The following is a 24381-nucleotide window of genomic DNA, read 5'->3' on the forward strand; positions in this document are numbered from 1 at the left end:
TTTTTCTTATTTCTGCCGATAACAGATAAAAGCACGGCTCTTTTTCATCCGGCGTTATACCGGAGAAAACCGGCATTTCTGTCCGCTGCGGCGGTAACCGGCGTAAAGGATAAGTAAGACGAATTGACCAAACTGCTGACATTATTACGCCGCATATTATTATCAGGGCTGTTTTTTTGCCCGACATTATATGCCGCACCTTTCCCTGCTGCTGCGGAAAATCCGGGCGCTGATGCCTCGCGCCGGGCGATGCAGGATGCCGGACAGCAGGTCAGTGATCTGCTGGAACAGCAGACTTACCGGCAACTGAGCAAGCCGCAGACAACGATCACCCCCACAGAGCCGTTACTGCGTGCGGCAGAGAATGAACACTGTCTGCCGGTCAGCGGCGTGTATCTCTCCGGTATCACACTGTTATCTCAGGACGACCTACGCTCACTTTCGCCATTGCCCGCAGACTGTATCCGCAGCCGTGACATTAATGTGCTGGTGGCAGAACTGATGGAGCGGTATCTGGATAAAGGCTATATCACCGCCCGGATCCGCTTTCTGCCGGTCAACGATTATCACGAGCTGGGGATCGGCGTGACGGAAGGAACCGTGGAGCGGATCGACAGCACGGATCGCGGTGTTAATACCGCTCTGCTGTTTCCCGCTCTGACCGGCAAACCGCTGAAAATCACCGAACTGGAGCAGGGGCTGGATCAGGCAAACCGCCTGAAATCCAACCATGTCACTATGGATATTCTACCCGGCAGCGCACCGGGAGGATCGGTGATCCGGCTGGTTAATCAGCGCGGCACTCCGGCCGGGTTTTCTATCAGTGCAGATAATTACGGGCAGAAAAGTACCGGACGCAATGTTATCCGCGCCGCAGTCACCGCAGACAGCCCGGCAGGATTATCTGATTTTGTCAGCCTGAGCGGCTCTGCCACAACCGATAATCCGGCGGCGCGTTACAGCCGCTCTGGCATGCTGTTTTACTCCGTACCTTACGGCGCACTGACGATCAGCACTTACGGCAGTCTTTCCCGTTACCGCATCACTCAGGCGCTGCGCTATAACCACGTCATTCTTAGCGGGGACAGCGCTCAGGCCGCACTGCGGGCGGATTATGTCATCTTCCGTAACCGCTCACGGATTGATTCCCTGATGGCGCAGATGACTTACAAACGCAGCCGCAACTACCTCAATGACACACTGATTGGCGTCAGCAGCCCGTCCCTGAGTATCGCCGAAGCCGGTTACACCGGGCTGATTCTGGTACCGGGCGGTGTTATCAGCACCTCTTTATCAGCGGAGAAGGGCACCACACTGTTCGGGGCAGCTACCCGGAACACCATGCCGGGCTCGGATCCGCAATACACCAAAGGCAAATTCTCACTCAGTTATATTCAGCAGTTTTCGCTGTCGGAAGACGCGTATCTGTTCAGCAGTCATCTGGCCGGTCAGTACACACAGGATCACCTCCCCGGGGGGGAGTGGCTGACACTGTCGGATAACAGTGCGATCAGAGGGTTTCACGACGGCTCGTTATCGGCGGATAAGGGATGGTACTGGCAAAACACCCTTTCCCGCCGTTTTGTCCGGCAGGGGATCACGGTAACACCCCGTGCCGGTGCGGACTACGGACGGGTTATGGCTCAGACCGGGCAGGCGGGATGGCAGTCTGCCGCGGGTATCGCCGCAGGGGTTAATGTCAGTTACGGCGGCGCACAGCTGGATGCGCAAATCAGCCGCGCCCGGACCTCTGTGGCGGCACTGCCCGCACAGGACACCCTGTTTTCCCTGCGCCTGGGATATCAGTTCTGATCTGCTCCGTCAGTCGTTGGATGGTAAGGAAATACAATGAAAAAAGAACGCTTTAAACTATCTTCGTCAGGTAAGGTGGCCGCGTGGATGGCGCTGGCCTTCGTCACGCTGAACAGCGCCGCCGCAGGGATTGTGGCGGACGGCGGCCCGGACGGCCCCGGAGTTTCTCAGGTAAACGGAACGGATATTGTCAATATTACAGCACCGAACAGTAACGGGTTGTCTCATAACCAGTATCTTGATTTTAATGTGGATAACCGGGGCGCGGTCTTTAATAACAGCATGACCTCCGGTCAGTCGCAGCTGGCGGGTATGCTGGAGGCCAACAAAAACCTGAACGGGCAGGCCGCCGGGGTGATCCTCAATGAAGTGGTCAGCCGTAACCCCTCTCTGCTGCTGGGTCAGCAGGAAGTGTTCGGCATGGCGGCGGATCTGATTCTCGCCAACCCGAACGGGATCAGCTGTCAGGGCTGTGGTTTTATCAACACCAATAATGCCGGGCTGATCGTGGGTAATCCGCTGATTGAGAACGGAATGATCAGTGCATACAGTACGCTGGATAACACCAGTTCACTGACGATCGGAAATAACGGGATCACGACCGGTAAAGTGCTGGATCTGGTTGCGCCTGCGATTAATGCCGACGGGGAGATCCGCGCGGCGGCACTGAATGTGATCACCGGGAACAATACCGTTTCCGCTGATATGCAGACTATTTCCGCCGGGAAAAATGCGGTTCCGCTGGACAGCTATTATCTGGGCGGCATGCGTGCCGGTAAAATCCGTCTGGTGAATACCGCACAGGGCAGCGGTGTGAAACTGGCCGGTAATATTGATGCTGTGAATGGTTTCGATGCTCAGTCTCAGGGCGCTCTGACACTCACCGGCGCACAGGTCACCGGCGGGGATATCCGCCTGAGCGGTGATACGCTGCGTACCGAAGGACAGCTGCGCAACGAACATCAGCGGACAGAAGACAAACGCAGCGGGCAATCCGTCACCGGCGAAACCAGGCAGGAGCGCTACAGCCGCACCTCACTGGACGGCAAAAACATCACACTGGTGGCGCAGCAGGAAGCCCGGCTGACCGGCACTGATCTGCACGGGCTGGAGATCGCCGTTCATGCCGGCTCCATCACGCTCGACAGCGACCAGGTTGCACAGTCAGACACCCGTACCACAAATCAGTGGAAGATGTCGTGGGAAAATAATGAAACCCGCAAAGATGAAAGCATCCGGCAGGAAACCAGCAACCTCCGTGCTGACGGTGATATCCGTCTGGCAGCCAAAACCGGTGATATTACCCTGAAAGGGGCAACACTGGCGGCCGGATCGCATCTCAGTGCGGATGCCAAAGGGGATATCCGGCTGGAGAGCATGACTGACTCCCGCACTCAGACGGTGTCCGGCAATAAACGCAATGAGACGGCAAAACTGCTCAGCGGCACACACGGCGATGTCACGTCAAAAGAGCAACTGGTGAAAACGGAACTGACCGCAGGCGGCAATCTGGGACTGAATGCCGGTCATGACATCCGGGCTCAGGCGGTACAGGTACACGCCGGACAGGATCTGATCATCAACACCGGTAATAATCTCACCATCGGTACGCAAACGACGACACAGCATCAGGGGCATACGGAGAATATCACCTCCTGGGGCGGTATCGGCGGCGGCTCCCGTGAAAACCGGGCCACCACGGAAGAGACGGCGCACGGCTCTGACATTACCGCAGGCGGTAAGCTCTGGCTTTCCGGCGGTAACGGCGTCACTGTTACCGGCAGCAAGGTAAAAGGCACACAGGACAGTCTGGTGCAGACCGGACAGGGCGCGCTGGTGATTGAAAACGGCATCAGCCGGACGGCGAAACACATTGATAACCGTGATGGCGGCGCGTTTAACATCACCCGCAGTACCCTCCGTGAAAACAGTGAAGATACCCGCGTTGAGCGCAGCGAGCTGAAATCAGAAGCTGACCTGCGGCTGGCCGGGAAAAATGATATCACCATCGCCGGAAGCCTGATTGAAAGTGCGGGCACACTGAAAATTGATACCCTTGGTGATATCAATGTCCGTGCGGCACAGGCACAAAAACAGTCTGACAAAACAGAAACCACACTCAAAATCAGCGGCTATGCCAAAGAGGATGAGGACAAACAGTACCGCGCCGGTCTGGATATCAACCATACCCGCGACACGCAAAAGCAGGATTCTGTCACGCAGCAGGGCAGTGAACTCAAAGGCGGCAGTGTCTCTGTCACCGCCGGAAATGATCTCACCCTTACCGGCTCTTCTCTGACCACCACGCAGGGGGATGCGGCGCTTTCCGCTGAAAATATCACCCTGAACGCAGCGGATAACCGTGAAACCCGGACACAGCAGAAAGGGGAATCACACGGCGGTATTTATCTGACCGGCGGCATGGATAAACTCGGCGGCGGTCTGAGCGGCGGTCATACTGAAACCGGTAAGACACAGGAGCAGCATCAGGCGGTCACCTCCGGCACACAGGTACAGGGTAACCTCACCCTGACCGCCGGTAAAACGCTCTCGCAGGAAGGCGCATCACACACGGTGGGCGGCGCTTATACGGAAACTGCGCAAAACTCGGCGCACCGGGCGGCTCACAACAGTGATCGCACCACGGAAACCCGTAAAGGCGGCGAAGGCAGCCTTGGTGTTTCGCTGGATTACAGCAAAGTCTCCCGTCCGCTGGCCAAAGCCGGTGAAAATATTGCGGAAGGCAATATTGCCGGGGTGGCGGACAGCACCGCTGCCACCGGACTGCCGGATATCGGCGTTGACCTGAGCGGTAAAGGGGAAAACCGGCAGACCATCAGTGAAAACACACAGGCAAAAACCACCTCTGTTAATGCAGGATCGGTTGCCGTGAACACCACGGATCGTGTTCTTGATGAAGGAACACAGTACCGGGCGGATAACGGCGGTATTGCGATCAGCACCGGCGATTATCAGTCTGCGGCGGCAGCGGATACACATCATCAGTCGGAATCTGTGACTGAGGGCAAAGGAAGTCTGCGTGTGGCAACATCCACCGGACAGGATGTTGCGATCAGCGCGGAAGGCAGCGGCGGTCATCGTCTGGCAACTGAGAGCAGCAGTAAAGCGGTGACCGGTTCGCTGTCAGCGAAAGGGGATATCTCTGTGCAGGCGGGGCGTGATGCGGCATTGCAGGGCGATACACTGCGCAGTGAGGAAGGGCTCGTTTCTGTCCGTGCCGGTGATAATCTGACGCTGGATCAGGCGGGTGATACCCACAGCAAAACCGTCAGCGGCTATGATGCCGGGGCGAAGGTAAATGTGGAATCGCTCAACCTGAAAAATGCCGGTGGCGGTCTCAGCGGCGGACGTGAGGTGTACAACGAAAGCGGCACAACGGCGAAAACCGGCGTGATTGAGGGCAAAACCGGCGTGGTATTACAGGCCGGAAACGACCTGACCGCTAACGGTACTAATGTCAGCAGTGGCGGGGATGTGACGGTGAAAGGCGGACACAACACCCTGCTTGACAGCGCGGAGAGCACGAATACCATCTCCGGCCATCAGTGGCACGGTGGTGTTCAGGCTAATGGCGGTAAAACAGAGATCGGCAGCAAACCCGGCGGCGGTGCGGATTTCAGTATCAGCAAACAGTCTGAAAACGTGACTGACCAGCGCGGCGGCAGCCTGCGCAGCGGCGGTACTGTTTCTGTTTCTGCGGACGGTATGCGGGATGATGCGCTGCATCTGAAAGGTACGCAGATTGATGCACAAAATACCGCGCTGACCGCCCGTGACGGCGGTATTGTGATTGAATCGGCACAGAAAACCACGGACAAAGCCAACTGGAATGCGGGCGGAAACCTGAATATCGGCACCTCGCGCAGTACAGAAAATCCGGAAACCGGTTCGCGGCATAATATCAGTGCCGGTCTGAAGGGCGGGATCGATAATCAGCAGACGGTAACGCAGAAAAATGCCCTTGCTGACAGCGGAAATCTCACGCTGAACAGCCGCAATGATACGCAGATCCGGGGCGGAAAACTGACGGCGGATACCATCAGCGGGCGTGTCGGCGGTGATTTGATCGTGGAAAGCCGGACTAACACCGAATCTGTTCTGAAAGTTGACGCGGATCTGTCGGCGGCACATACCAATGATGAGGGCAGCAGTACCACCTCAAAACTGGCCAATGCCGGTACACCGAAGTTTGCAGATGACATCAAAGCGGGTCTGGAAAACGGACTGGATAAAGCGGCAGATTCTGTACGGGAAAATGCCGGAGCCGGTGCTGGTACGGTGGCGGACAAGGTGAAATCCGGCCTGACATCCCCGTCCGGGATGAACGGCAATGTTAAAGCGTCCTTCGAAACCCGTTCCGCAGAACAGGTGGGACAGCAATCCGGTCTGACCGCCCGTGAACAGGGCAAACTGCGTACCGGCGGCAGCACTATCCTGACCGGCGCGGTGCTGGACGGTCTGCCGGATGGCGGGAACACCGAAATGCGCTCTGTGGCGGTCAAAGAGACCGGCACCCGCATTCACGGCGAACTCCCGCTCAATGCCGGACAGGCTGTCAGCGCGGTTAAGGACGGAATTGTAAACGGAAAATCCCCGGTCGGTATTTCTGTCACTAATGATCACAGCAGTGTGAACAGTAAAGTGAAGTAATTATTAGTTTATTCAGTAAGATAAAACGGCTCCCTGCGGAGCCGTTTTTTAATATGACAATCCGGCGTGGTTTAAAAATTGTTTATATAACTGTGGTTATGATCAGGGTTATCAGTTCGGCTGTACTTAATCTGATTGTGGAACGACTACGGTATGACTACACTATCGTCTGTTTATTCACCTGCTTTGAGGGCTGGTTATCTCTAAAGTGGAATATGTCAGAGCAAAAATTGATCCGAAGCTGAAAGCAGAAGCGATTGAAACGCTTGAATCGATGGGCTTAACAGTGAGTGACGCGATAAGAATGTTGATGATTCAGATTGTTGAACAGAAAGCGATGCCATTTTGTGTGAAAAGTACACAATATCGTCATGCTGCACGTACCCGGGCCGCAATAGAAGAGTTGGAGTGCGGGAAAGGCAAAAAATTTGACAGTATTTCAGATTTAATGGCGGATCTGCAGGATGGCAAGGACGATTGAACGTTCATCTCAGTTTAAAAAAGATTATAAACGGGAAGTTAAGGGTATTTACCGTATGATGTTAAATGACAGTCTACAGAACATCCTGAATATATTGGTAAATGATCTCCCTATACCTGAAAAATACGCTGATCATCCGCTTAAAGGAAATTGGCGTACATTTCGTGATTGCCACCTCTATCCTGATTTGATTTTGATTTATAAAAAATAAGGTGATCGCTGTCTGAAATTGGCTCGCCTCGGATCTCACAGTAAAATTTTTTAATTTTTACCTCAGGCAAAATAGATTACCTCTGTTTCTCTTTTTTGTTTCCGATCAATTCCCCGCTGAAAAAATAATCCGTAATTTTAACCAAAACACTTATCCGTGATTAAATCGCAAATTAGTGAAATGCACCATATTTTGCGAATAATTCAGTGATTGACTTTGCATTATGCGATCTGCGTAAAAGAAAATTCAGTTGGTAATGGATAGCGTAAGCGCAATTTATAACTCAATGGAAGGTGTTCTCTATGAAACGTAGTGTTTTATCTCTTGCTGTGGGTGCTGCACTGGTGATTTCTGATGCAACGGCGTGTACCACTATTTTTGTCGGTGAAAATGCGTCTTCAGATGGTGCGCAATATATTGCCCGCAATGAAGATATGAATCCGGCAAACCCGAAAGTTTTGCAGGTGAATCAGGAAAAAGTAAATAAAGACACTGAGTTTAAAACCAACTTAAATAAATTCACCTATACCCTGCCGGAAAAGGCAATGCGTTATACCACTATCCCGGAATGGAATGATAAAGGTCAGTTCCGTTTCAGTTCCAACGGCTTTAATGACGCCGGTGTCGGGATCAGTGCCACAGAAACGATTTTCGCCAATGAAGCTTCATTAAAAATTGACCCGTATGTTGAAGATACCGGGATTATTGAAGATGCGATTCCGGATGTGGTATTACCGTATGTCTCTTCCGCAAAAGAAGGGGTGATGCGGTTAGGGAAAATCATTGAGGAAAAAGGGGCCGGTGAAGGTTTCGGCGTGGCCTTTATTGATAAAGACGGGATCTGGTATCTGGAAACCGGCAGCGGCCACCAGTGGATGGCAGCGAAAATTCCGGCCAATACCTATTACGTCACCGCAAACCAGGGCCGCCTGGAAAAATTTGATATGAATGACAAAGAAAATTACCTGTCATCCCCGACACTGATTTCCTTTGCCGAGAAAAATGGCTTATATGATCCGAAAAAAGACGGTGAGTTTAATTTCAAAAAAGCCTATACCAAAGATGACGCAAAAAGTGACGGTTATTACAACTATCCGCGAGTGTTAGTGCTGCAGAAAATGTATAACCCGGAAATTAAAACTGACTTTAAAGATGTGAAATCCAATGATTTCCCTGTCTTCTTAAAACCGGCGAAAAAACTGGGGCTGGAAGATATTAAAGCCGGACTGCGCAACCATTATGAAAATGTCGGTACATCTCCGTATGCAACCACCTATCCGGATACCACTAAACGACCAATCTCGGTATTCAGAACCCAGCACTCCCATATTTTACAGGTACGCAAAGATTTACCGAAAGAAATCGGGAATGTCCGTTATATTGCCTTCGGTATGCCGACATTATCCGTTTATGTCCCGGTATATTACGGCCCGGACAGCTACGTGGAAGCTTATACCATCGGTTCACCGCAGGCGGATAACGCCTCCGCACACTGGAAATTCCGTAAATTACAGACACTGGCGATGATCGACTTTAATAAATATTCGAAAATTGTGCAGGCGGAATACAGCAAACAGGAAGCTGAGTTTGCCAAAGAACAACAGGCAATGGAAAAAGAGTATCTGAGTATTTATAAAACAGACCCGGCGAAAGCCAAACAGCTGTTACAGGACTTCCAGAATAAAGTCATGCAGGATGCATTAAATACCACGGATAAACTGACCAATATTATTATGCAGGATTTGACCAATTCCGTGAACGAACGCTACCGCTTTAAAGGCGCGTGATGCGGGAGTACATAAAAAACGGCCTCTGTTACCAGAGGCCGTTTTGAGATGGTCTTTCCGGTCAGTTACCGGCTGACAGCCCGGACCGTCAGTGTAATGCCGTCAACGGCAATCACTTCCACTTCCGTACCGGCAGGCAGTGCCGACTGGCTGTAGACACGCCAGCTGCCGTCTGCCAGACGGATGCGGCTGTAACCGTCTTCCGTCTCTGCCAGCAGTGCGGCACGCAGGCCGATCAGCTTATGATTGACCTGATTCGGCGAACTGCTGTCATTACGCTGGCGGCGGCGCTGAAAATTACGCCACAACACCGCACAGATCACCGTCATCACCGCGAAGATAATACCCTGCCACTCGAGACTGAGCCCCGGCATAATCCACACCAGAAGCGCGACAACCAGTGCCGCCACGCCACTCCAGAGCAGATAACCGCCGGTACCGAGCATCTCCAGAATCAGCAGGATGCCGCCGAAACAGAGCCAGAACCAGACCGCCTGTGATGCGATCATCTCAATCATGCGGATTTACCCTGACCTTTAGTGTCTTTTGACACATTGAACATTTCAGCCACACCGCCGATAGCGCCCATCAGGTTGCTTGCTTCCAGCGGCATCATAATGACTTTGCTGTTTTCCGCCGCACCGATTTTGGTCAGTGCATCGGTATATTTCTGTGCCACGAAGTAGTTAATAGCCTGCATATTACCGTCAGCGATAGCATCAGATACCATCTGTGTGGCGCGGGCTTCCGCCTCTGCCGCACGTTCACGGGCTTCCGCTTCCAGGAAGGCGGACTGACGCAGACCTTCTGCTTTCAGGATCTGAGACTGTTTTTCACCTTCTGCTTTCAGAATGGCGGCCTGACGTATACCTTCCGCTTCAAGAATGTCCGCACGTTTGGTACGTTCCGCTTTCATCTGCGCGTTCATCGCGGAGATCAGTTCTTTCGGCGGACGCACGTCGCGGATTTCGATACGGGTGATTTTAATCCCCCACGGGTTGGTAGCCTCATCCACAATGTGCAGCAGGCGGGAGTTGATGGAGTCACGCTGGGATAAAATTTCATCCAGCTCCATCGAACCCAGCACGGTACGGATGTTGGTCATGGTCAGGTTGATGATAGCCAGATCCAGGTTGCTGACCTCATACGCGGCACGCACCGGATCCACCACCTGAATGAAGCAGACGGCATCGATGGTGACGTTGGCGTTATCGCGGGAGATAACTTCCTGTGACGGAATATCGAGAACCTGTTCCATCATATTGATTTTACGGCCGACACGGTCAATAAACGGCACAATAATATGCAGACCCGGTTGCAGTGTCCGGGTATAGCGGCCAAAACGCTCAACAGTCCACTGAAAGCCCTGCGGTACAGTTTTAACACCGGTTGCCACAATAATGACGGCGATGAGAATAATAATCGGGACAAAACCCAGTGAGAACAAATCCATGAGCCAAAATCCTTATCAGTAATGAGTGGGTTAAATAATTCAGTAAGGCAATTAATTAGTACAGTAACGAGTATAGCTTACGTCGATAAGATGCGGCAGTACTGTCTGCGGTTCCCATTGCCGCCATAATATCCATCATGGTTTTGCGCACCTGACCTTCCGCAGCCGCCAGATCCTTCTTCAGGAAGCTGAATAACAGGGCCAGTGCTTCATCATTGCGGTGCACTTCATGCAGTTTCAGTGCCAGCTGTACCGCGAGCTCTGCATTCTCCGGATCCGCCGCAAAGGTATTTTGCAGTTCCTGGATTTCCGGGGTGTCTGCGGCCTGCTTTTGTAACTCAATTTGAGATAAGAGACCATGATAGCGCGTATCCTGATCCTGAATCGGGACGGACTTCAATACTTTTTCAGCTTCTTCTGACAGCTTCACTTCCATCAGTGTCTGTGCCAGCAGCAGGGTGATTTCGCTGTTATTACTCTCAGCCTGGTGTGCTTCACGCAGCAGCGGCAGAGCAGCCTGAAAATCGCCGGCTTCAATCAGTTCAATGGCCTGACCGGTTTTGATTTCAGATTCGGACGGCAGGAATTTGGCCAGGAAATTACGGACAGTCTCTTCATTCTGTGGCCCCTCAAAACCGTCGACCGGCTGCCCCTGATGGAACAGATAGGTGGTCGGCACCGCACGCAGGCCGAACTGTGAGGCGATCATCTGCTCGGTATCGCAGTTCACTCTGGCGAGGATCATCATCCCGGCATAGTCAGCCGCCACTTTTTCCAGAATGGCGCCCAGTTCCTGACACTGCGGGGACTGTGCGGAATGGAAGAAAAAGACCACCGGCACCTGCATTGAAGATTCAATAACCTGGCGTAAATTGGTTTCGTTAACGTCTGTGATATGTGCGTTTGATAACATATTCATTCTCTTAATAAATTGGCGGACTTTCTATTAACATCTGGGCGCAGCGCGGCATTTCAAGCGGCGGCGGATTTTTTGTTCAGTATTTTATCCATCAGCCACAGCGGCAGCAGGCGTCTGAGCCACATCACTATTACGGTAAGACCCGTAACAGGATAGCGTATTTTCGGGTGCGGGTGCTCCAGGGCGTGGATGACTTTTTTCACCACATCCTCCGGTTTACCGGTAAACAGGCTGGCAATTCCCGGATTTTTTACCGGTTTATCCTGCATCGTTTGTGTGACATTTTCGGTAAAGCGGGTAGTGATCGGCCCCGGTTCAATCAGGCTGACGCGGATCCCGCTGCCGGACAGTTCCATCCGCAGGGCATCAGACCAGGCTTCCAGCGCGTATTTGCTGGCGGCATAGGCACCGCGCCCGGGCGTGGAAATCAGCCCCATTACCGAGCTGGTCTGGATGATCCGGCCTTCACCGGCCTGTTTCATAGCGGGCAGCAGCAGGGTGGTCAACTGGTGTGTGCCGAACAGATTGGCGGAAAACTGTTTTTCCAGATCTTCACGGCTGACGGTGTCCAGCGGGCCGTACAGACCAAAACCGGCATTATTGAACAGGCCGTACAGGCGGTTATCTGTCAGTGCCAGCACCTGCTCTGCGGCACGGGCAACACTCTGCGGGCAGTCCAGATCCAGCTCCACCGGCTCAAACCCGAGGCGCGCCATTTCAGCCAGATCTGCCGGTTTGCGGCAGGCGGCCAGCACACGGTAGCCCCGCTGTTTCAGTGTTTTAGCCGCGCATAGCCCGATACCGCTGGAGCTGCCGGTGATCAAAACTGCTTTTTGCATTTCTTTACCTGCTTAACTGCTTATAAATTATGGATAAATCATTTAGGATAGTCTGACACCCGTTACTGTAAGTAAGGCAGCAGTGTTTTATCCATCCAGTCAGTCACATAAGGCTGTGCTGCCGCGTTCGGGTGTATGCCGTCATCCTGAATCCACTGCGGATTGGTGACGACCGCTTCCATATAAAACGGGATCAGCGGAACGGCATTTTCCTGTGCCAGCGCCGGATAGAGCGCCGAGAACCGCTCGGTATAGCGTTTGCCGTAATTCGGCGGAATGCGGATCTGCATCAGCAGCGGTTTCGCCCCGGCGGCCTTCACTGCATCAATCGCAGCCTGAAGGTCAGTGCGGGTTTGTGTCAGCGGCAGACCGCGCAGGCCGTCGTTGGCACCCAGTTCAATCAGTACCCATTGCGGCCGGTGCTGCTCCAGCAGTGCGGGCAGACGGGCAAGTCCCTGAGCCGCCGTATTTCCGCTGATACTGCCGTTTATCAGTGTGATACCGTTACCGGCCTGTTGCCAGCGTTGTCCCAGCTGTGCCGCCCACGCCTCTCCGGCCGGAAGGCGGTAACCGGCACTCAGGCTGTCCCCCAGTATCAGTAATGTTCCGGCGGCATACAAATTCCCGCTGAACAGCAGCAGAAAAAGGAAACAGAGATGGCAGCGGAGCCTATTCTTGAAATTGATCATCTTATTAAGCGCGTCGGTCAGGGTGAAAATGAGATCACTATATTGCAGGGTGCCGGGTTGGTTGTCGAGCCTGAAGAAACAATCGCGCTGGTGGGGGAATCCGGATCCGGAAAATCAACCCTGCTCGGCATTATCGCCGGTCTGGATGACGCGACCTCCGGTGAGGTGAAACTGCTCGGGCAGTCACTGCCGCAGCTGGATGAGGAAGCGCGGGCAAAACTGCGGGCGCGGGATGTCGGTTTTGTGTTTCAGTCCTTTATGCTGATCCCGACCCTTAATGCCCTGGAGAATGTCCAGCTGCCTGCGCTGCTGCGCGGTGAGTCCGAATCCGTCAGCCGGGAGAATGCAGAGCAGCTGCTGATCCAGCTAGGGCTGGAAAAACGCCTGAAACATATGCCTGCCCAGCTTTCCGGCGGGGAACAACAGCGCGTGGCCATCGCCCGTGCATTCTCGACCCGGCCGAAAATTCTGTTTGCCGATGAGCCGACCGGCAACCTCGACCGCCGCACCGGCGACAAAATTGCCGATTTGCTGTTTTCGCTCAATCGCGACTACGGCACCACCCTGATTCTGGTCACGCATGATCTGACCCTCGCTGCCCGCTGTCAGCGGCGGCTGAAACTGTCGGACGGTAAGCTGGAGGAACTGGCATGATCTGGCGCTGGTTCTGGCGGGAGTGGCGTACGCCGTCTCTGCTGGTGGTCTGGCTGTCACTGACCCTGGCGGTGGCCTGTGTGCTGGCACTGGGACGTGCCGGTGATCGTATTAATCAAAGTGTGAACTATCAGAGCCGTGACTATCTGGCCGGTGATCTGGTACTGCGCGGCTCGTATCCGGCGGATGAAACCTGGCTGAAAAAGGCACAGGAAAGCGGCCTGGCGCTCAGTCAGCAGATGAGTTTCAACACCATGGTATTTGCCAATGATGTGCCGCAACTGGTGTATGTCAAAGCGGCGGATGACGCTTATCCGCTGTACGGCGAGCTGGAAACCGACCCGCCCGGCCTGAAACCGGCCCGGGGAGAGATTTTGATCGCGCCGCGTCTGGCAGAGCTGCTCTCGGTAAAACCGGGACAGATGCTGGAAGTGGGGGATACCGATCTGAAAATCGCCGGTTTTCTTATTCAGGAGCCGGACAGCGGTTTTAACCCGTTTCAGATGGCGCCCCGTGTACTGATCAATTTACAGGATGTGGAAGCCACCGGTGCCGTACAGCCGGGCAGCCGCCTGACCTACCGCGATATGTTTGCCGGTGCGCCGGATGCGGTGGCGGTGTTTAAACAGCAGTATGAAGATGCGCTGCGGATTGACCAGCGCTGGGTCACCCTGAAACAGGAAGGCGGGGCGCTGGCGAAGTCGATCGATCGCGCTCAGCAGTTCCTGGTGCTCTCTGCGCTGCTGACATTGTTGCTGGCGATCGCCGCAGTGGCGGTTGCTATGTCGCATTACTGCCGCAGCCGTCACACCCTGATTGCCGTACTGAAAACACTCGGAGCCGGGCGGCGCGAGCTGCGTTACTGGGTGGTCGGCCAGTGGGCGGTGCTGATGGCGGCAGCAATGGTTGCCGGATCTCTGCTGGGACTGATTTTTGATGCAATCCTGATGAGCCTGCTGGCACCGCTGCTGCCGAAGGCGCTGCCGGATCCGGGATTATGGCCGTGGGCATGGGCACTGCTGACACTGCTTGCCATCACGTTGCTGGTGGGCGCACGGCCTTACCGCCAGCTGATGCTGACACAACCGACCCGCGTACTGCGTGATGATGTGGTGGCGCCGGTCTGGCCGCTGCGCTGGTATCTGCCGCTGGCGGTGCTGATTGTGGCAGGCGGGCTGGCGGTGCTGACCAATGCCTCGTTTCTGCTCTGGGCGGTGCTGGCCGGGGTGGTATTGATCGCCGCACTGCTGGCGGTGGCCGGTTACGGCGGATTATGGCTGCTGGCAAAAATCCCGTTCCGTGCGCTGAGTCTGCGCCTGGCTGTCCGCCGTCTGCTGCACCAGCCCGGCCAGACACTGGTACAGACCGGGGCGTTCGCGCTCTCCTTTATGCTGCTGGGATTGCTGGTGATGATCCGCGGTGATCTGATCGGGCGCTGGCAGCAGCAACTGCCGCCGGACACGCCGAACTATTTTCTCGTGAATATGACGGAAGAACAAATAACGCCGGTCAATCAGTTGCTGGCGTCACACAACGTGACACCGTCGGAATATTACCCGGTGGTGCTGGCGCGGCTGTCCGGCATTAACGGCGAAACTGCGCTGGCATGGGCGGATGCGCGTGATCCGGGCAACAACACGGTCCGCCGCGAACTGAGCCTCACCTGGCTGGAATCGCTGCCGCCGCTCAATGAACTGGTGGACGGCACCTGGCCGCCGAAACCCGGGGAAGTCTCCATTGAGATGGAAGTGGTCAAAGAACTCGGGCTGAAAGTCGGGGATACCCTGACCTTTACCGGTGATACCCGGCCGTTTACCGTGACTGTCAGCAGTGTGCGGCAGGTGGACTGGGAAAGTATGCGGCCTAATTTCTTCTTCATCTTTAATCACGCCTCGCTGGAAAACCAGAGCGCCATGTGGCTGACCAGCTTTCACTATGACGGTAATGACGGGTTAATCACCCAGATGAACCGCAAGTATCCGTCCATCAGTATTTTTGATACCGGCTCGATGCTGAAACAGATCCAGACCATTCTCGCGCAGGTCAGCCGTGCGCTGGAAGCGATGGTGGTACTGGTGCTGATTTGCGGCGTGCTGTTATTACTGGCACAGATCCAGGTGGGGATGAACCAGCGCCGGACCGAGCTGGTGGTATACCGCACGCTCGGGGCCGGTAAACGCCTGTTGCGGCGCACGCTGTGGAGTGAGTTTGCCTTGCTGGGCGCGATGGCCGGAGTGGTCGCGGCGCTCGGAGCGGAGACAGCCCTGTGGCTGTTGCAGACCCGCGTGTTTGATTTTCCGTGGCAGCCGCAGTGGCCGCTGTGGGTCGGGCTGCCGCTGGCCGGTGGTTTTCTGCTGTCACTCTGCGGCAGTGTGCTGGGGATCCGCCTGCTCGGGGATTCTCAGCAATACCGCCGCCTGCAGAGTTAGTCCGGCGACGATGTGTATGCTCTGACCGGTTTGTGTTGTGGTGGCCGCATAAAGAATGTGGCCGCCAGAATCACAATCACCGGCAGGGCAATCAGCAGAAACGCAGGGGTAAAGCTGCCGCTGTAATCCTTGACGGCACCGGCAAAGAATGGTGCCAGACAGGCAAAGGTGGAAATCAGGTTCACCACAGAGAACAGCTCCAGATACGGACCACGGCCGAAATAGTTTGCCAGCAGCACGCTGGAGGCCAGGAATGTCATGCCGTAACCAATCCCCACCAGTACGGTAAACAGGATCAGCAGCGGCCAGCTGGTCGCGATACTCAGTGTCAGCACACCGAATGTGATAGTGGCGAGGCTGATAATCAGCAGTTTTTTCGGCTCCAGCCACTCTCCGATAGCGCCGCCCGCCAGACGGGAAAAGGCGTTAATAAAGGCCATAGTACTGAGCAGTGTGGCGGCAACGGTTTCACTGAACCCCTTATCCATAATATGCGGCACGGCAAAGCTGTTTACGGTGAATCCGCACCATAAAAACGCGGTATAAGAGGCGGCGATGACATAAAACTGCCAGGTTCTCAGCGCCTGACGGGCGCTCCAGCGCGCCTGACTGCGGTAGATACGGGAACTCTGTTTTTTCTGCTGCCACATCACGGCACGGGCGTGAGTGATCTCACGGCGGCCTTCCCGCATCACCAGCAGGGTGATCAGAGTGACAACGGCCAGCGTCAGGGCGGAGATCAGCCAGTGGATCCGCCAGGAGCCGAACACATGCGCGGCGAGAAAATAGATCCACGGCCCGACCACACCGCCCAGCCCGCCAAGAGTAAAGTAAAAACCAAACGCCAGCGACTGACGGCTGAACAGCCGCGAAATTACATAAGTGCCGGGAACAGTAGCCATAAAGGTAAAACCAATCCCGAGAAAGGCGGTGCCGATAAAATAGCGCTGAATTGACTGTGTGGTGTACAGGCTGTAAAACCCGGCCAGAAACAGCAGCAGCCCGGCCAGCAGCGTCAGGCGAACATTGGTTTTACGGATGAGAAGACTTGGCAGAAAGCTGGATAGCCCGCAGGTCAGCCCGAGCAGGGTGAATCCGAAACCGGCGTCTGTCCAGCTCCAGTTCAGCTCTCTGAGCATGCCGGGTAAGACCACGCCTAATGAGGTAAAGGTGGTGGCAGTGGTGAGGAAATAAACCAGCCCCAGCAGGGTGAGTATAGTCCATTGATAAACAGGACCTAAGCGGCGATCTGACGAAAACATCCCGGCTCCGGATACGGCGTAAAAAGCAAAATGCCCGGCTGAACACCGGGCATCAGAATGGGGCTATTGTCGCCGGAAACCGTGCCGACTACCAGCTTAATATTGTTTTTGCCCAGTCCGCAGAGGATTGATATTCCGGCGGTAAATCCTGTGCCAGCCCGCTGAGTGCCACGATAAGCTGTGCCGGATCGGGATGAGTCAGGTTAATGTGACCGACCTTACGCGCCGGGCGCACTTCTTTGTCATACCAGTGCAGATGCGCCAGCGGCTGTGCCAGCCACTGTGTATTCAGTTCTGTGCCGATAATATTCACCATGACCGCCGGGGCGGTGACAACCGGCTGCGGCAGCGGCAGATCCAGAATCGCCCGCAGATGCAGCTCAAACTGGCTGACAGACGCACCGTTTTGTGTCCAGTGGCCGCTGTTATGCACTCGCGGTGCCAGTTCGTTGATCAGCAGGCCGTCCTCTGTGACAAAACACTCCATAGCCATCACACCGGTATAATCCAGCTCAGTGAGGATCGCCCCCAGCATCTGCTCAGCCTGTGTCTGAAGCGGGTTTTGTGTCTGCGGGAAGGCCACGCTCATACGCAGAATGCCCTCTTCGTGATGGTTACGGGTCAGCGGGTAAAACACACATTCCCCGGCGCGGTTACGGGCACCGACCAGCGACACTTCACCGGAAAACAGAATGCCTTTCTCGGCAATACATTCGCCGTAAATCTCCGGCGGCAGAGCAGCTTCATCACCGGGACGCACCCGCCACTGACCACGTCCGTCATAACCGCCGGTACGGCGTTTGACGATGATAAAGTCCCCGAGACGGGCAAAAATGTCCGGCCATTCATCCGGAGAGGAGAGCGGCTGCCACGGTGAGGTGGCGAGATGCAGATCGTCCATTAGCGTTTTTTGCGGCAGGCGGTCGGCCAGGCGCGGAAAAATATCGCGGTTGATAAAGGCAGGGTGCTGCTCCAGCACCTGTGTCAGCGCGGTCTGCGGCCACTGCTCAATTTCAGCGGTGATCACGCTGTGCTGATAAGGGACGGCTTCCGGCTCGGCATCTAACCCGACCGGATAAACCGAAATCCCCAGCGGCTCACCGGCCTGGCGCAGCATCCGGCCCAACTGGCCGTTTCCCAGAACACACACCGGTTTCATCAGTTGGCCTCCCGCGGATCCGGGTGGCTGAGGACATCATCGGTCTGTGCATTACGCCATGCTGTCAGGCGGGTAAGCAGCGCCTCATCATGCAGGGCGAGGATCTGTGCGGCGAGCAGGGCGGCATTGGCGGCACCGGCTTTGCCGATGGCCAGCGTACCGACCGGAATGCCTTTCGGCATCTGCACAATGGAATAGAGACTGTCGACACCGCTGAGCGCGGCACTCTGCACCGGCACACCCAGTACCGGAACGAGGGTTTTCGCCGCCAGCATCCCCGGCAGATGCGCGGCACCACCGGCACCGGCAATGATCACATCAAACCCGTTCTGTTTTGCGGTTTCAGCAAAGGAAAACAGTTTGTCCGGCGTGCGGTGCGCGGAAACCACTTCTGTGTGATAAGGCACCTGAAGCATATCGAGGATCGCTGCGGCGTGTTCCATGGTGCTCCAGTCACTTTTGGATCCCATAACAATAGCCACTTTGGCTGCCGGTGAGTGTTGTTGCGAAGAGGCGGCGTTCATGTTTTCGGTGCTCCTGTACATCCCGCGTCACGAAAATTGACAGACGTCCGGCCGTTGGCCGGTTAAGAAGACGGGCATAATATCACGGTAAATCACGAAGGAAAACGTTTGCGTCACGGATTTTTCACAAATACGGGGAGATAACGGCTCAGAACGGAAAGAAGATCAGTGAAATGCTGTCCGGGGTGATTTTAAAGGCAGAACCCTGTGAGTGCCACGCGCCGAGGACACCGCGAAAGTGCGTTTCGCCGTCAGCGGAGACATCATGCACCGCAGGACGGTGAGTGTGGCCGTGGATCATCCAGCGGGTCCGGTACTGACGGAATGCCTTCATCACCTCGTTCTGATTCACATCCATAATCGCTTCGCTTTTGCGCTGATTGGCAGACTGACTGCCCGCGCGCATTTTCTTCGCGATTTTCAGGCGCAGCGACAATGGCAGCCACAGAAACAGGCGCTGGATCCACGGAGTGTGAACACGCTGGCGATAATGCTGGTAGTCCGTATCATCCGTGCAGAGGGTATCGCCGTGCAGGATCAGGATCTGATGCCCTTCGGCTTCAATCACCTGTGTATCCGGCAGCAGGGTCATGCCGCACTGACGGGCATAGCGCTCACCCAGCAGGAAATCACGGTTGCCGCAGATAAAGAAGATCTTCACGCCGCTGTCACTGAGGGATTTCAGTGCATCAGCCACGGTTTTATGCAGCGGGTTCGGGTCATCATCACCAATCCAGTAATCAAAAAAATCACCGAGGATATAGAGCTGTGATGCGTGAACAGCCTGTTCCCGCAGGAAACGAAGAAAGCCGGCGGTGATCGCCGGCTCCTGCTCATTTAAATGCAAATCTGCAATAATAAGCGTGGTCATACTTACTCAGAAACAGTCACGCTTTCGATGATCACATCTTCGCGCGGCACATCCTGGTGCATACCGCTGTTGCCGGTTTTGACCGCTTTGATTTTATCCACAACATCCATACCTTCAACCACTTCAGCAAACACGCAGTAGCCCCAGCCACTTGGTGTTTCTGAACGGAAGTTCAGGTAGTCGTTGTCAACCACGTTGATGAAAAACTGTGCAGTGGCGGAATGCGGATCGTTGGTACGGGCCATCGCCAGGGTGCCGCGGTTGTTTTTCAGACCGTTGTTGGCTTCGTTTTTGATCATACCGAGAGTCGGTTTCTGCTTCATGCCCGGTTCAAAACCGCCGCCCTGGACCATGAAATCATTGATAACACGATGGAAAATGGTGTTATTGTAGAAACCGTCTTCACAATATTTCAGGAAGTTTGCGACCGTTTCCGGTGCTTTGTCCGCGAACGTCTTAATGACGATATCACCATGATTTGTATGAAAAGTTACCATAATAATTTCCTGCTGCTTATATTATAAAGGCAATAATCTGCCGTTTTTATCTCCGGGGTGTGTTATATCATACTCACTAATCTGCGTCAGTATTTGTTATAATCACCGGGTTTTACAGGGTCTTTCTTGCATTTGCAGGGTATTCGCGTTTCAATAACCTGACCTGTCTCAGATTATGATCCCCGCAGGCAGATATAAAAAATAAAGTATTTATTATCAATTAATTAACAGAAGTCACCATCAACACGTACAGACTTTTAATGGAATAGTCCTATGCTGAAAATTTATAACACCTTATCAAGACAAAAAGAGGAATTTAAGCCCATTAACCCCGGTAAAATCGGGATGTACGTGTGTGGTATCACTGTTTACGACCTGTGTCATATCGGACACGGGCGGACATTTGTCGCGTTTGACACCATTGTGCGCTATCTGCGTCACGCCGGGTATGATGTAAACTATATCCGCAACATCACGGATGTGGACGACAAAATTATCAGACGGGCGAATGAAAATAACGAAACCTGTGATCAGCTGGTGGATCGCATGGTGGCGGAGATGCACCGCGATTTCGATGCCATGAACCTGATGCGCCCGGATTCAGAGCCGCGTGCCACACATCACATCAAAGAGATTATTGAGATCACGCAGTTACTGCTCGATCGCGGTCATGCCTATGTGGCGGACAACGGGGATGTGATGTTTGATATCAGCAGTGACCCGGAATACGGCCTGCTGTCACGTCAGGATCTGGAGCAGCTCCAGGCCGGTGCCCGTGTCGAGGTGGCGGATGTGAAACGCAACCCGATGGATTTCGTGCTGTGGAAAATGTCCAAACCGGGTGAGCCGTCATGGGAATCCCCGTGGGGCGCAGGCCGTCCTGGCTGGCATATCGAATGTTCCGCGATGAACAGCAAACAGCTGGGCACACATTTTGATATTCACGGCGGCGGTTCTGACCTGATGTTCCCGCACCATGAAAACGAAATAGCGCAGTCCACCTGTGCCCACGACGGCCCGTATGTCAATTACTGGATGCACTCCGGTATGGTGATGGTTGATAAAGAGAAGATGTCAAAATCCCTCAATAACTTCTTCACCATCCGTGATGTGCTGGGCTATTACGACCCGGAAACGGTGCGTTACTTCCTGCTGTCCGCACATTACCGCAGCCAGCTCAACTACACAGAAGAGAACCTGAAACAGGCGCGTACTGCTCTGGAGCGTTTCTATACCGCACTGCGCGGCACAGATAAAGATGCGGCGGTCGTGGTGAATGAGGAATTCGCAAATCGTTTCCGCGATGCGATGGATGATGATTTTAACACGCCGGAAGCTTACTCTGTGCTGTTTGATATGGCGCGTGAACTGAACCGTCTGAAACAGGAAGATATGACTGCAGCAAACGGCCTGGCAGCACAACTGCGCCAGCTGGCCGGTGTGCTGGGGCTGCTGACTCAGGATCCGGAGCAGTTCCTGCAAAGCGGTGCGCAGAGTGAAAGTGATGAGGATGCAGCGAAAATCGAAGCACTGATCAAACAGCGCAATGATGCCCGCGCGTCAAAAGAGTGGGCGCTGGCCGATGCGGCCCGTGATGCTTTAACCGACATGGGTATTGTGCTGGAAGATGGCCCGCAGGGTACCACCTGGCGCCGTAAGTAATCGTTATTACATTCTGACTGAAAAGCCCGGCATTATTCACTGCCGGGTTTTTTTATATTATTTTATTTTTACCGGGCAGGCATAACCGCCGGTTATCCGCTATTCTGTTACAGCACCTGCTTTATTGTGTGATGTCTTTGTCGTACTTTTATATTAAAAATAAAGGAAGCATCTGATGAGTAAAAATATGTTAGCTATGCTGGTGGCATCTGTCTGTGCATTCGGCGCAATGACGGCATCTGCCGCCGGACTGTCAGATAATATGAAAACGCTGAACGCGAATCTGCAGATTGTTGAAAAAACAGATGACGCGGCAGCGCTGAAAACTGCACTGACCGACATGCGTGCTGCGGCACAGAGTGCCAGAGAAGAATTACCGGCCAAACTGAAAGGTAAAGCGGCGGACAGCGCAGAAGTGAAGGATTACCATCACGGTTATGATGTTCTGACCGGACAAATTGATGAAGCACTGAAGCTGACGGAAGAAGGTAAAATTCCGGAAGCGAAAGCCATGGCTGAACAATTTAAAGCCACCCGTGGTGAATACCACAAGAAATACCGTTAACAACTGATATAAATACCATTTTCCGTATTAAAAACGCCCGGAATGATTGCCGAGCGTTTTGTTATTCAGCGGCGGATAATCAGTCCCGTTTACGCGGCATCATGCGCAGCAGGGTATTATCTTTCCAGAAATAGTGATGTGCCAGTGCGGCGGCGGCATGCAGGCCGATAATAAAATAACCGGTATTGGCAATGATCTCATGAATATTCTGTATGCTGTACGCGAGATCTTCGTCCGGTGCGGCGGAGACCGGCATCGGGATACCGAATACTGACCAGTCATAACCGTTCAGATATTTAATACTGAAACCAAGCACCGGTAGCAGAATGAATATCACAAAGATTATCAGGTGCACCAGATGGGATAAACCGGTTATCATCGGTGACGGTTTAGGAATAATAGCCGGTGCGCGGTGCTTTATTCTGACGGCCAGCCGGACAATCATCAGTATACCGACAGCGATACCGCAACTGTAATGCAGCCCGGCCAAAATACTTCTCAGTGGTTCGTCAGCATTGTCCCGTAACAGGGCGCTGATATAAACGACAATCACAAGCAGGAAAATAAACCAGTGCAGGGCAATCTGCACAGGCTGAAATTTTTGTGTTTTCATTTTTTGCGGCTCTTATTATACGGATAAAAAAACCAGAGGCAGTGCTCTGGTTTATTCGCAGATTACGATTATTCAGCCACCTTTACCTGCTCACCGGCAAATTCCACCACTTTACCGGCGGTGATTTTGCAGCGCTTGCGGGTTTCCGTTTCACCGTCAACAGTCACCTGACCATCAGCGATAAATTGTTTGGCGGCGGCACCGCTGTCGGCCCAGCCCTGAATTTTGAGCAGGTCGCACAGCTCAACATGCGGATGGCCGTCAAGATTAAAAATATCCATTGTTACTCGTCCTTATCGTGAAATTCTTCGCAGGCCTGTAATGTATTCTGAATCAGTGTGGCGACCGTCATCGGCCCGACACCGCCCGGCACCGGGGTTATCCACTCCGCACGTTCAGCGGCTTCGGCAAAATTCACATCGCCGACCACTTTGCCGTTTTCCAGACGGTTAATGCCCACATCAATCACAATTGCGCCGGGTTTGATCCACTCACCCGGAATAAAATTCGGTTTCCCGACCGCCACAATCAGCAAATCCGCGTGTTCAACATGGTGACGCAGATTGGTGGTAAAGCGGTGAGTGACAGTTGTGGTGCAACCGGCCAGCAGCAGCTCCAGGCTCATCGGGCGGCCGACAATATTGGATGCGCCGATAATCACGGCATTCAGACCAAATGTATTGATATTGCAGCGCTCAAGCAGTGTCACAATACCGCGCGGTGTGCACGGGCGCAGATTCGGCGCACGCTGACACAGGCGGCCGATATTATAAGGATGAAAACCGTCGACGTCTTTATCAGGATGAATGCGTTCAATCACTTTGACATTATCAATGCCGGCAGGCAGCGGAAGCTGAACGAGGATCCCGTCGATAGTATTATCATTATTCAGTTCATCAATGAGATGGAGGAGTTCGGCTTCGCTGGTGGTATCGGGGAGGTCATAAGAGCGTGAAATAAATCCGACTTCTTCACATGAACGGCGTTTGCTGGCGACATAAATCTGCGACGCGGGGTTCTCACCGACCAGGATAACGGCAAGACCGGGAGCCCGTTTTCCGCTGGCAATCCGTTGCTGAACTTTTGCGGCAACTTCGGCACGTATGGTCGACGCAATCGTTTTCCCGTCTATAATTTTTGCTGACATCGTGTAAAAATCCATAAAACAGATAAAAGATGGGCACTATTCTGTCAGAACATTTTCCGTCTGTCAGTTATGTTTTATTAAGGTGTCAGAAAGTAACTGCCGAAGATAACTGATTTTCTGATTGACTCGCCGCGTC

22 protein-coding genes are annotated in these 24381 nt (G+C 53.8%); 9 read left to right on the forward strand and 13 right to left on the reverse strand.

Features of this window, described 5'->3' with window-relative positions:
• Positions 1 to 123: 123 nt before the first annotated feature.
• The 5 genes from GN208_RS02840 to GN208_RS02860 all read left to right on the forward strand — a co-directional run bounded on the left by GN208_RS02840 (position 124) and on the right by GN208_RS02860 (position 8962).
• Complete coding sequence (locus tag GN208_RS02840) at positions 124 to 1812, forward strand: ShlB/FhaC/HecB family hemolysin secretion/activation protein (protein ID WP_004237648.1); 1689 nt, start codon at positions 124 to 126, stop codon at positions 1810 to 1812.
• Between the two features lie 36 nt (positions 1813 to 1848).
• Positions 1849 to 6483 carry a hemagglutinin repeat-containing protein gene (locus tag GN208_RS02845; protein WP_004237649.1) on the forward strand — a complete coding sequence of 1545 codons (4635 nt, stop codon included), beginning with the start codon at positions 1849 to 1851 and terminating at the stop codon, positions 6481 to 6483.
• A 208-nt stretch (positions 6484 to 6691) separates the two neighbouring features.
• Positions 6692 to 6964 (forward strand): type II toxin-antitoxin system RelB/DinJ family antitoxin, encoded by a 273-nt coding sequence (locus GN208_RS02850; RefSeq protein WP_015422945.1) that lies wholly within the window; start codon positions 6692 to 6694, stop codon positions 6962 to 6964.
• Positions 6948 to 7175 (forward strand): type II toxin-antitoxin system YafQ family toxin, encoded by a 228-nt coding sequence (locus tag GN208_RS02855; protein WP_004237651.1) that lies wholly within the window; start codon positions 6948 to 6950, stop codon positions 7173 to 7175. Before GN208_RS02850 ends, GN208_RS02855 begins: the two co-directional genes overlap by 17 nt.
• Positions 7176 to 7477: 302 nt before the next feature.
• On the forward strand, positions 7478 to 8962 hold the full coding sequence (locus GN208_RS02860) for a C69 family dipeptidase (RefSeq protein ID WP_004237652.1): 1485 nt from the start codon (positions 7478 to 7480) through the stop codon (positions 8960 to 8962).
• A 65-nt stretch (positions 8963 to 9027) separates the two neighbouring features.
• Here the strand turns inward: GN208_RS02860 and GN208_RS02865 are convergent, their stop codons facing one another.
• The 5 genes from GN208_RS02865 to tesA form a co-directional block, all read right to left on the reverse strand.
• A complete protein-coding gene (locus GN208_RS02865; RefSeq protein ID WP_004237653.1) occupies positions 9028 to 9480 on the reverse strand; it encodes an NfeD family protein in 453 nt (150 codons plus the stop codon).
• Positions 9477 to 10415, reverse strand: coding sequence for an SPFH domain-containing protein (locus GN208_RS02870; RefSeq protein WP_004237654.1), 939 nt, complete (start codon positions 10413 to 10415; stop codon positions 9477 to 9479). The genes GN208_RS02865 and GN208_RS02870 overlap by 4 nt, the downstream gene beginning before the upstream one ends.
• Before the next feature lie 55 nt (positions 10416 to 10470).
• On the reverse strand, positions 10471 to 11328 hold the full coding sequence (locus GN208_RS02875; protein ID WP_015422944.1) for a co-chaperone YbbN: 858 nt from the start codon (positions 11326 to 11328) through the stop codon (positions 10471 to 10473).
• 59 nt (positions 11329 to 11387) lie between these two features.
• Positions 11388 to 12173, reverse strand: coding sequence for an SDR family oxidoreductase (locus GN208_RS02880; RefSeq protein WP_004241009.1), 786 nt, complete (start codon positions 12171 to 12173; stop codon positions 11388 to 11390).
• Between the two features lie 62 nt (positions 12174 to 12235).
• The gene (gene tesA / locus GN208_RS02885; protein WP_032099246.1) at positions 12236 to 12862 is read right to left on the reverse strand and encodes a multifunctional acyl-CoA thioesterase I/protease I/lysophospholipase L1; all 627 of its coding nucleotides are present in this window, start codon (positions 12860 to 12862) and stop codon (positions 12236 to 12238) included.
• Between tesA and ybbA the strand changes: the two genes are divergently transcribed.
• Positions 12830 to 13516, forward strand: a complete 687-nt coding sequence (gene ybbA / locus GN208_RS02890) for a putative ABC transporter ATP-binding protein YbbA (protein WP_004237659.1) — start codon at positions 12830 to 12832, stop codon at positions 13514 to 13516. The genes tesA and ybbA overlap by 33 nt on opposite strands.
• Positions 13513 to 15945 (forward strand): putative ABC transporter permease subunit YbbP, encoded by a 2433-nt coding sequence (ybbP, locus tag GN208_RS02895; protein ID WP_004237661.1) that lies wholly within the window; start codon positions 13513 to 13515, stop codon positions 15943 to 15945. The genes ybbA and ybbP overlap by 4 nt, the downstream gene beginning before the upstream one ends.
• On the opposite strand, the gene GN208_RS02900 is transcribed toward ybbP, so the two are convergent.
• From GN208_RS02900 to ppiB, 5 genes are all read right to left on the reverse strand, one after another.
• Positions 15942 to 17207, reverse strand: a complete 1266-nt coding sequence (locus tag GN208_RS02900) for an MFS transporter (protein WP_004237662.1) — start codon at positions 17205 to 17207, stop codon at positions 15942 to 15944. The genes ybbP and GN208_RS02900 overlap by 4 nt on opposite strands.
• Before the next feature lie 88 nt (positions 17208 to 17295).
• Positions 17296 to 18366, reverse strand: a complete 1071-nt coding sequence (purK, locus tag GN208_RS02905) for a 5-(carboxyamino)imidazole ribonucleotide synthase (RefSeq protein WP_004237663.1) — start codon at positions 18364 to 18366, stop codon at positions 17296 to 17298.
• Entirely contained in the window at positions 18366 to 18890 is a 525-nt protein-coding gene (gene purE, locus GN208_RS02910; protein WP_015422943.1) for a 5-(carboxyamino)imidazole ribonucleotide mutase, read from the reverse strand. The genes purK and purE overlap by 1 nt, the downstream gene beginning before the upstream one ends.
• Before the next feature lie 148 nt (positions 18891 to 19038).
• Positions 19039 to 19761 carry a UDP-2,3-diacylglucosamine diphosphatase gene (locus tag GN208_RS02915; RefSeq protein WP_004237665.1) on the reverse strand — a complete coding sequence of 241 codons (723 nt, stop codon included), beginning with the start codon at positions 19759 to 19761 and terminating at the stop codon, positions 19039 to 19041.
• 2 nt (positions 19762 to 19763) lie between these two features.
• Entirely contained in the window at positions 19764 to 20258 is a 495-nt protein-coding gene (gene ppiB / locus GN208_RS02920; protein ID WP_004237667.1) for a peptidylprolyl isomerase B, read from the reverse strand.
• Between the two features lie 273 nt (positions 20259 to 20531).
• Here ppiB and cysS point away from each other — a divergent pair, with 273 nt between their 5' ends.
• Both cysS and cybC read left to right on the forward strand, forming a co-directional pair.
• Positions 20532 to 21920 carry a cysteine--tRNA ligase gene (gene cysS, locus GN208_RS02925; RefSeq protein ID WP_004237668.1) on the forward strand — a complete coding sequence of 463 codons (1389 nt, stop codon included), beginning with the start codon at positions 20532 to 20534 and terminating at the stop codon, positions 21918 to 21920.
• Between the two features lie 175 nt (positions 21921 to 22095).
• Positions 22096 to 22485 (forward strand): cytochrome b562, encoded by a 390-nt coding sequence (gene cybC / locus GN208_RS02930; protein WP_004237672.1) that lies wholly within the window; start codon positions 22096 to 22098, stop codon positions 22483 to 22485.
• A 79-nt stretch (positions 22486 to 22564) separates the two neighbouring features.
• Here cybC and cybB read toward each other — a convergent pair whose 3' ends face one another.
• From cybB to folD, 3 genes are all read right to left on the reverse strand, one after another.
• Entirely contained in the window at positions 22565 to 23098 is a 534-nt protein-coding gene (gene cybB, locus GN208_RS02935) for a cytochrome b561 (protein WP_004237673.1), read from the reverse strand.
• A 68-nt stretch (positions 23099 to 23166) separates the two neighbouring features.
• Complete coding sequence (gene ybcJ, locus GN208_RS02940) at positions 23167 to 23379, reverse strand: ribosome-associated protein YbcJ (RefSeq protein ID WP_004237674.1); 213 nt, start codon at positions 23377 to 23379, stop codon at positions 23167 to 23169.
• Between the two features lie 2 nt (positions 23380 to 23381).
• Entirely contained in the window at positions 23382 to 24245 is an 864-nt protein-coding gene (gene folD, locus GN208_RS02945) for a bifunctional methylenetetrahydrofolate dehydrogenase/methenyltetrahydrofolate cyclohydrolase FolD (RefSeq protein WP_004241000.1), read from the reverse strand.
• Positions 24246 to 24381 lie beyond the last annotated feature (136 nt).

Origin of the sequence: Morganella sp. HSTU-ASny43 (assembly GCF_022819185.1) — a bacterium.
Classification (GTDB): domain Bacteria; phylum Pseudomonadota; class Gammaproteobacteria; order Enterobacterales; family Enterobacteriaceae; genus Morganella; species Morganella morganii.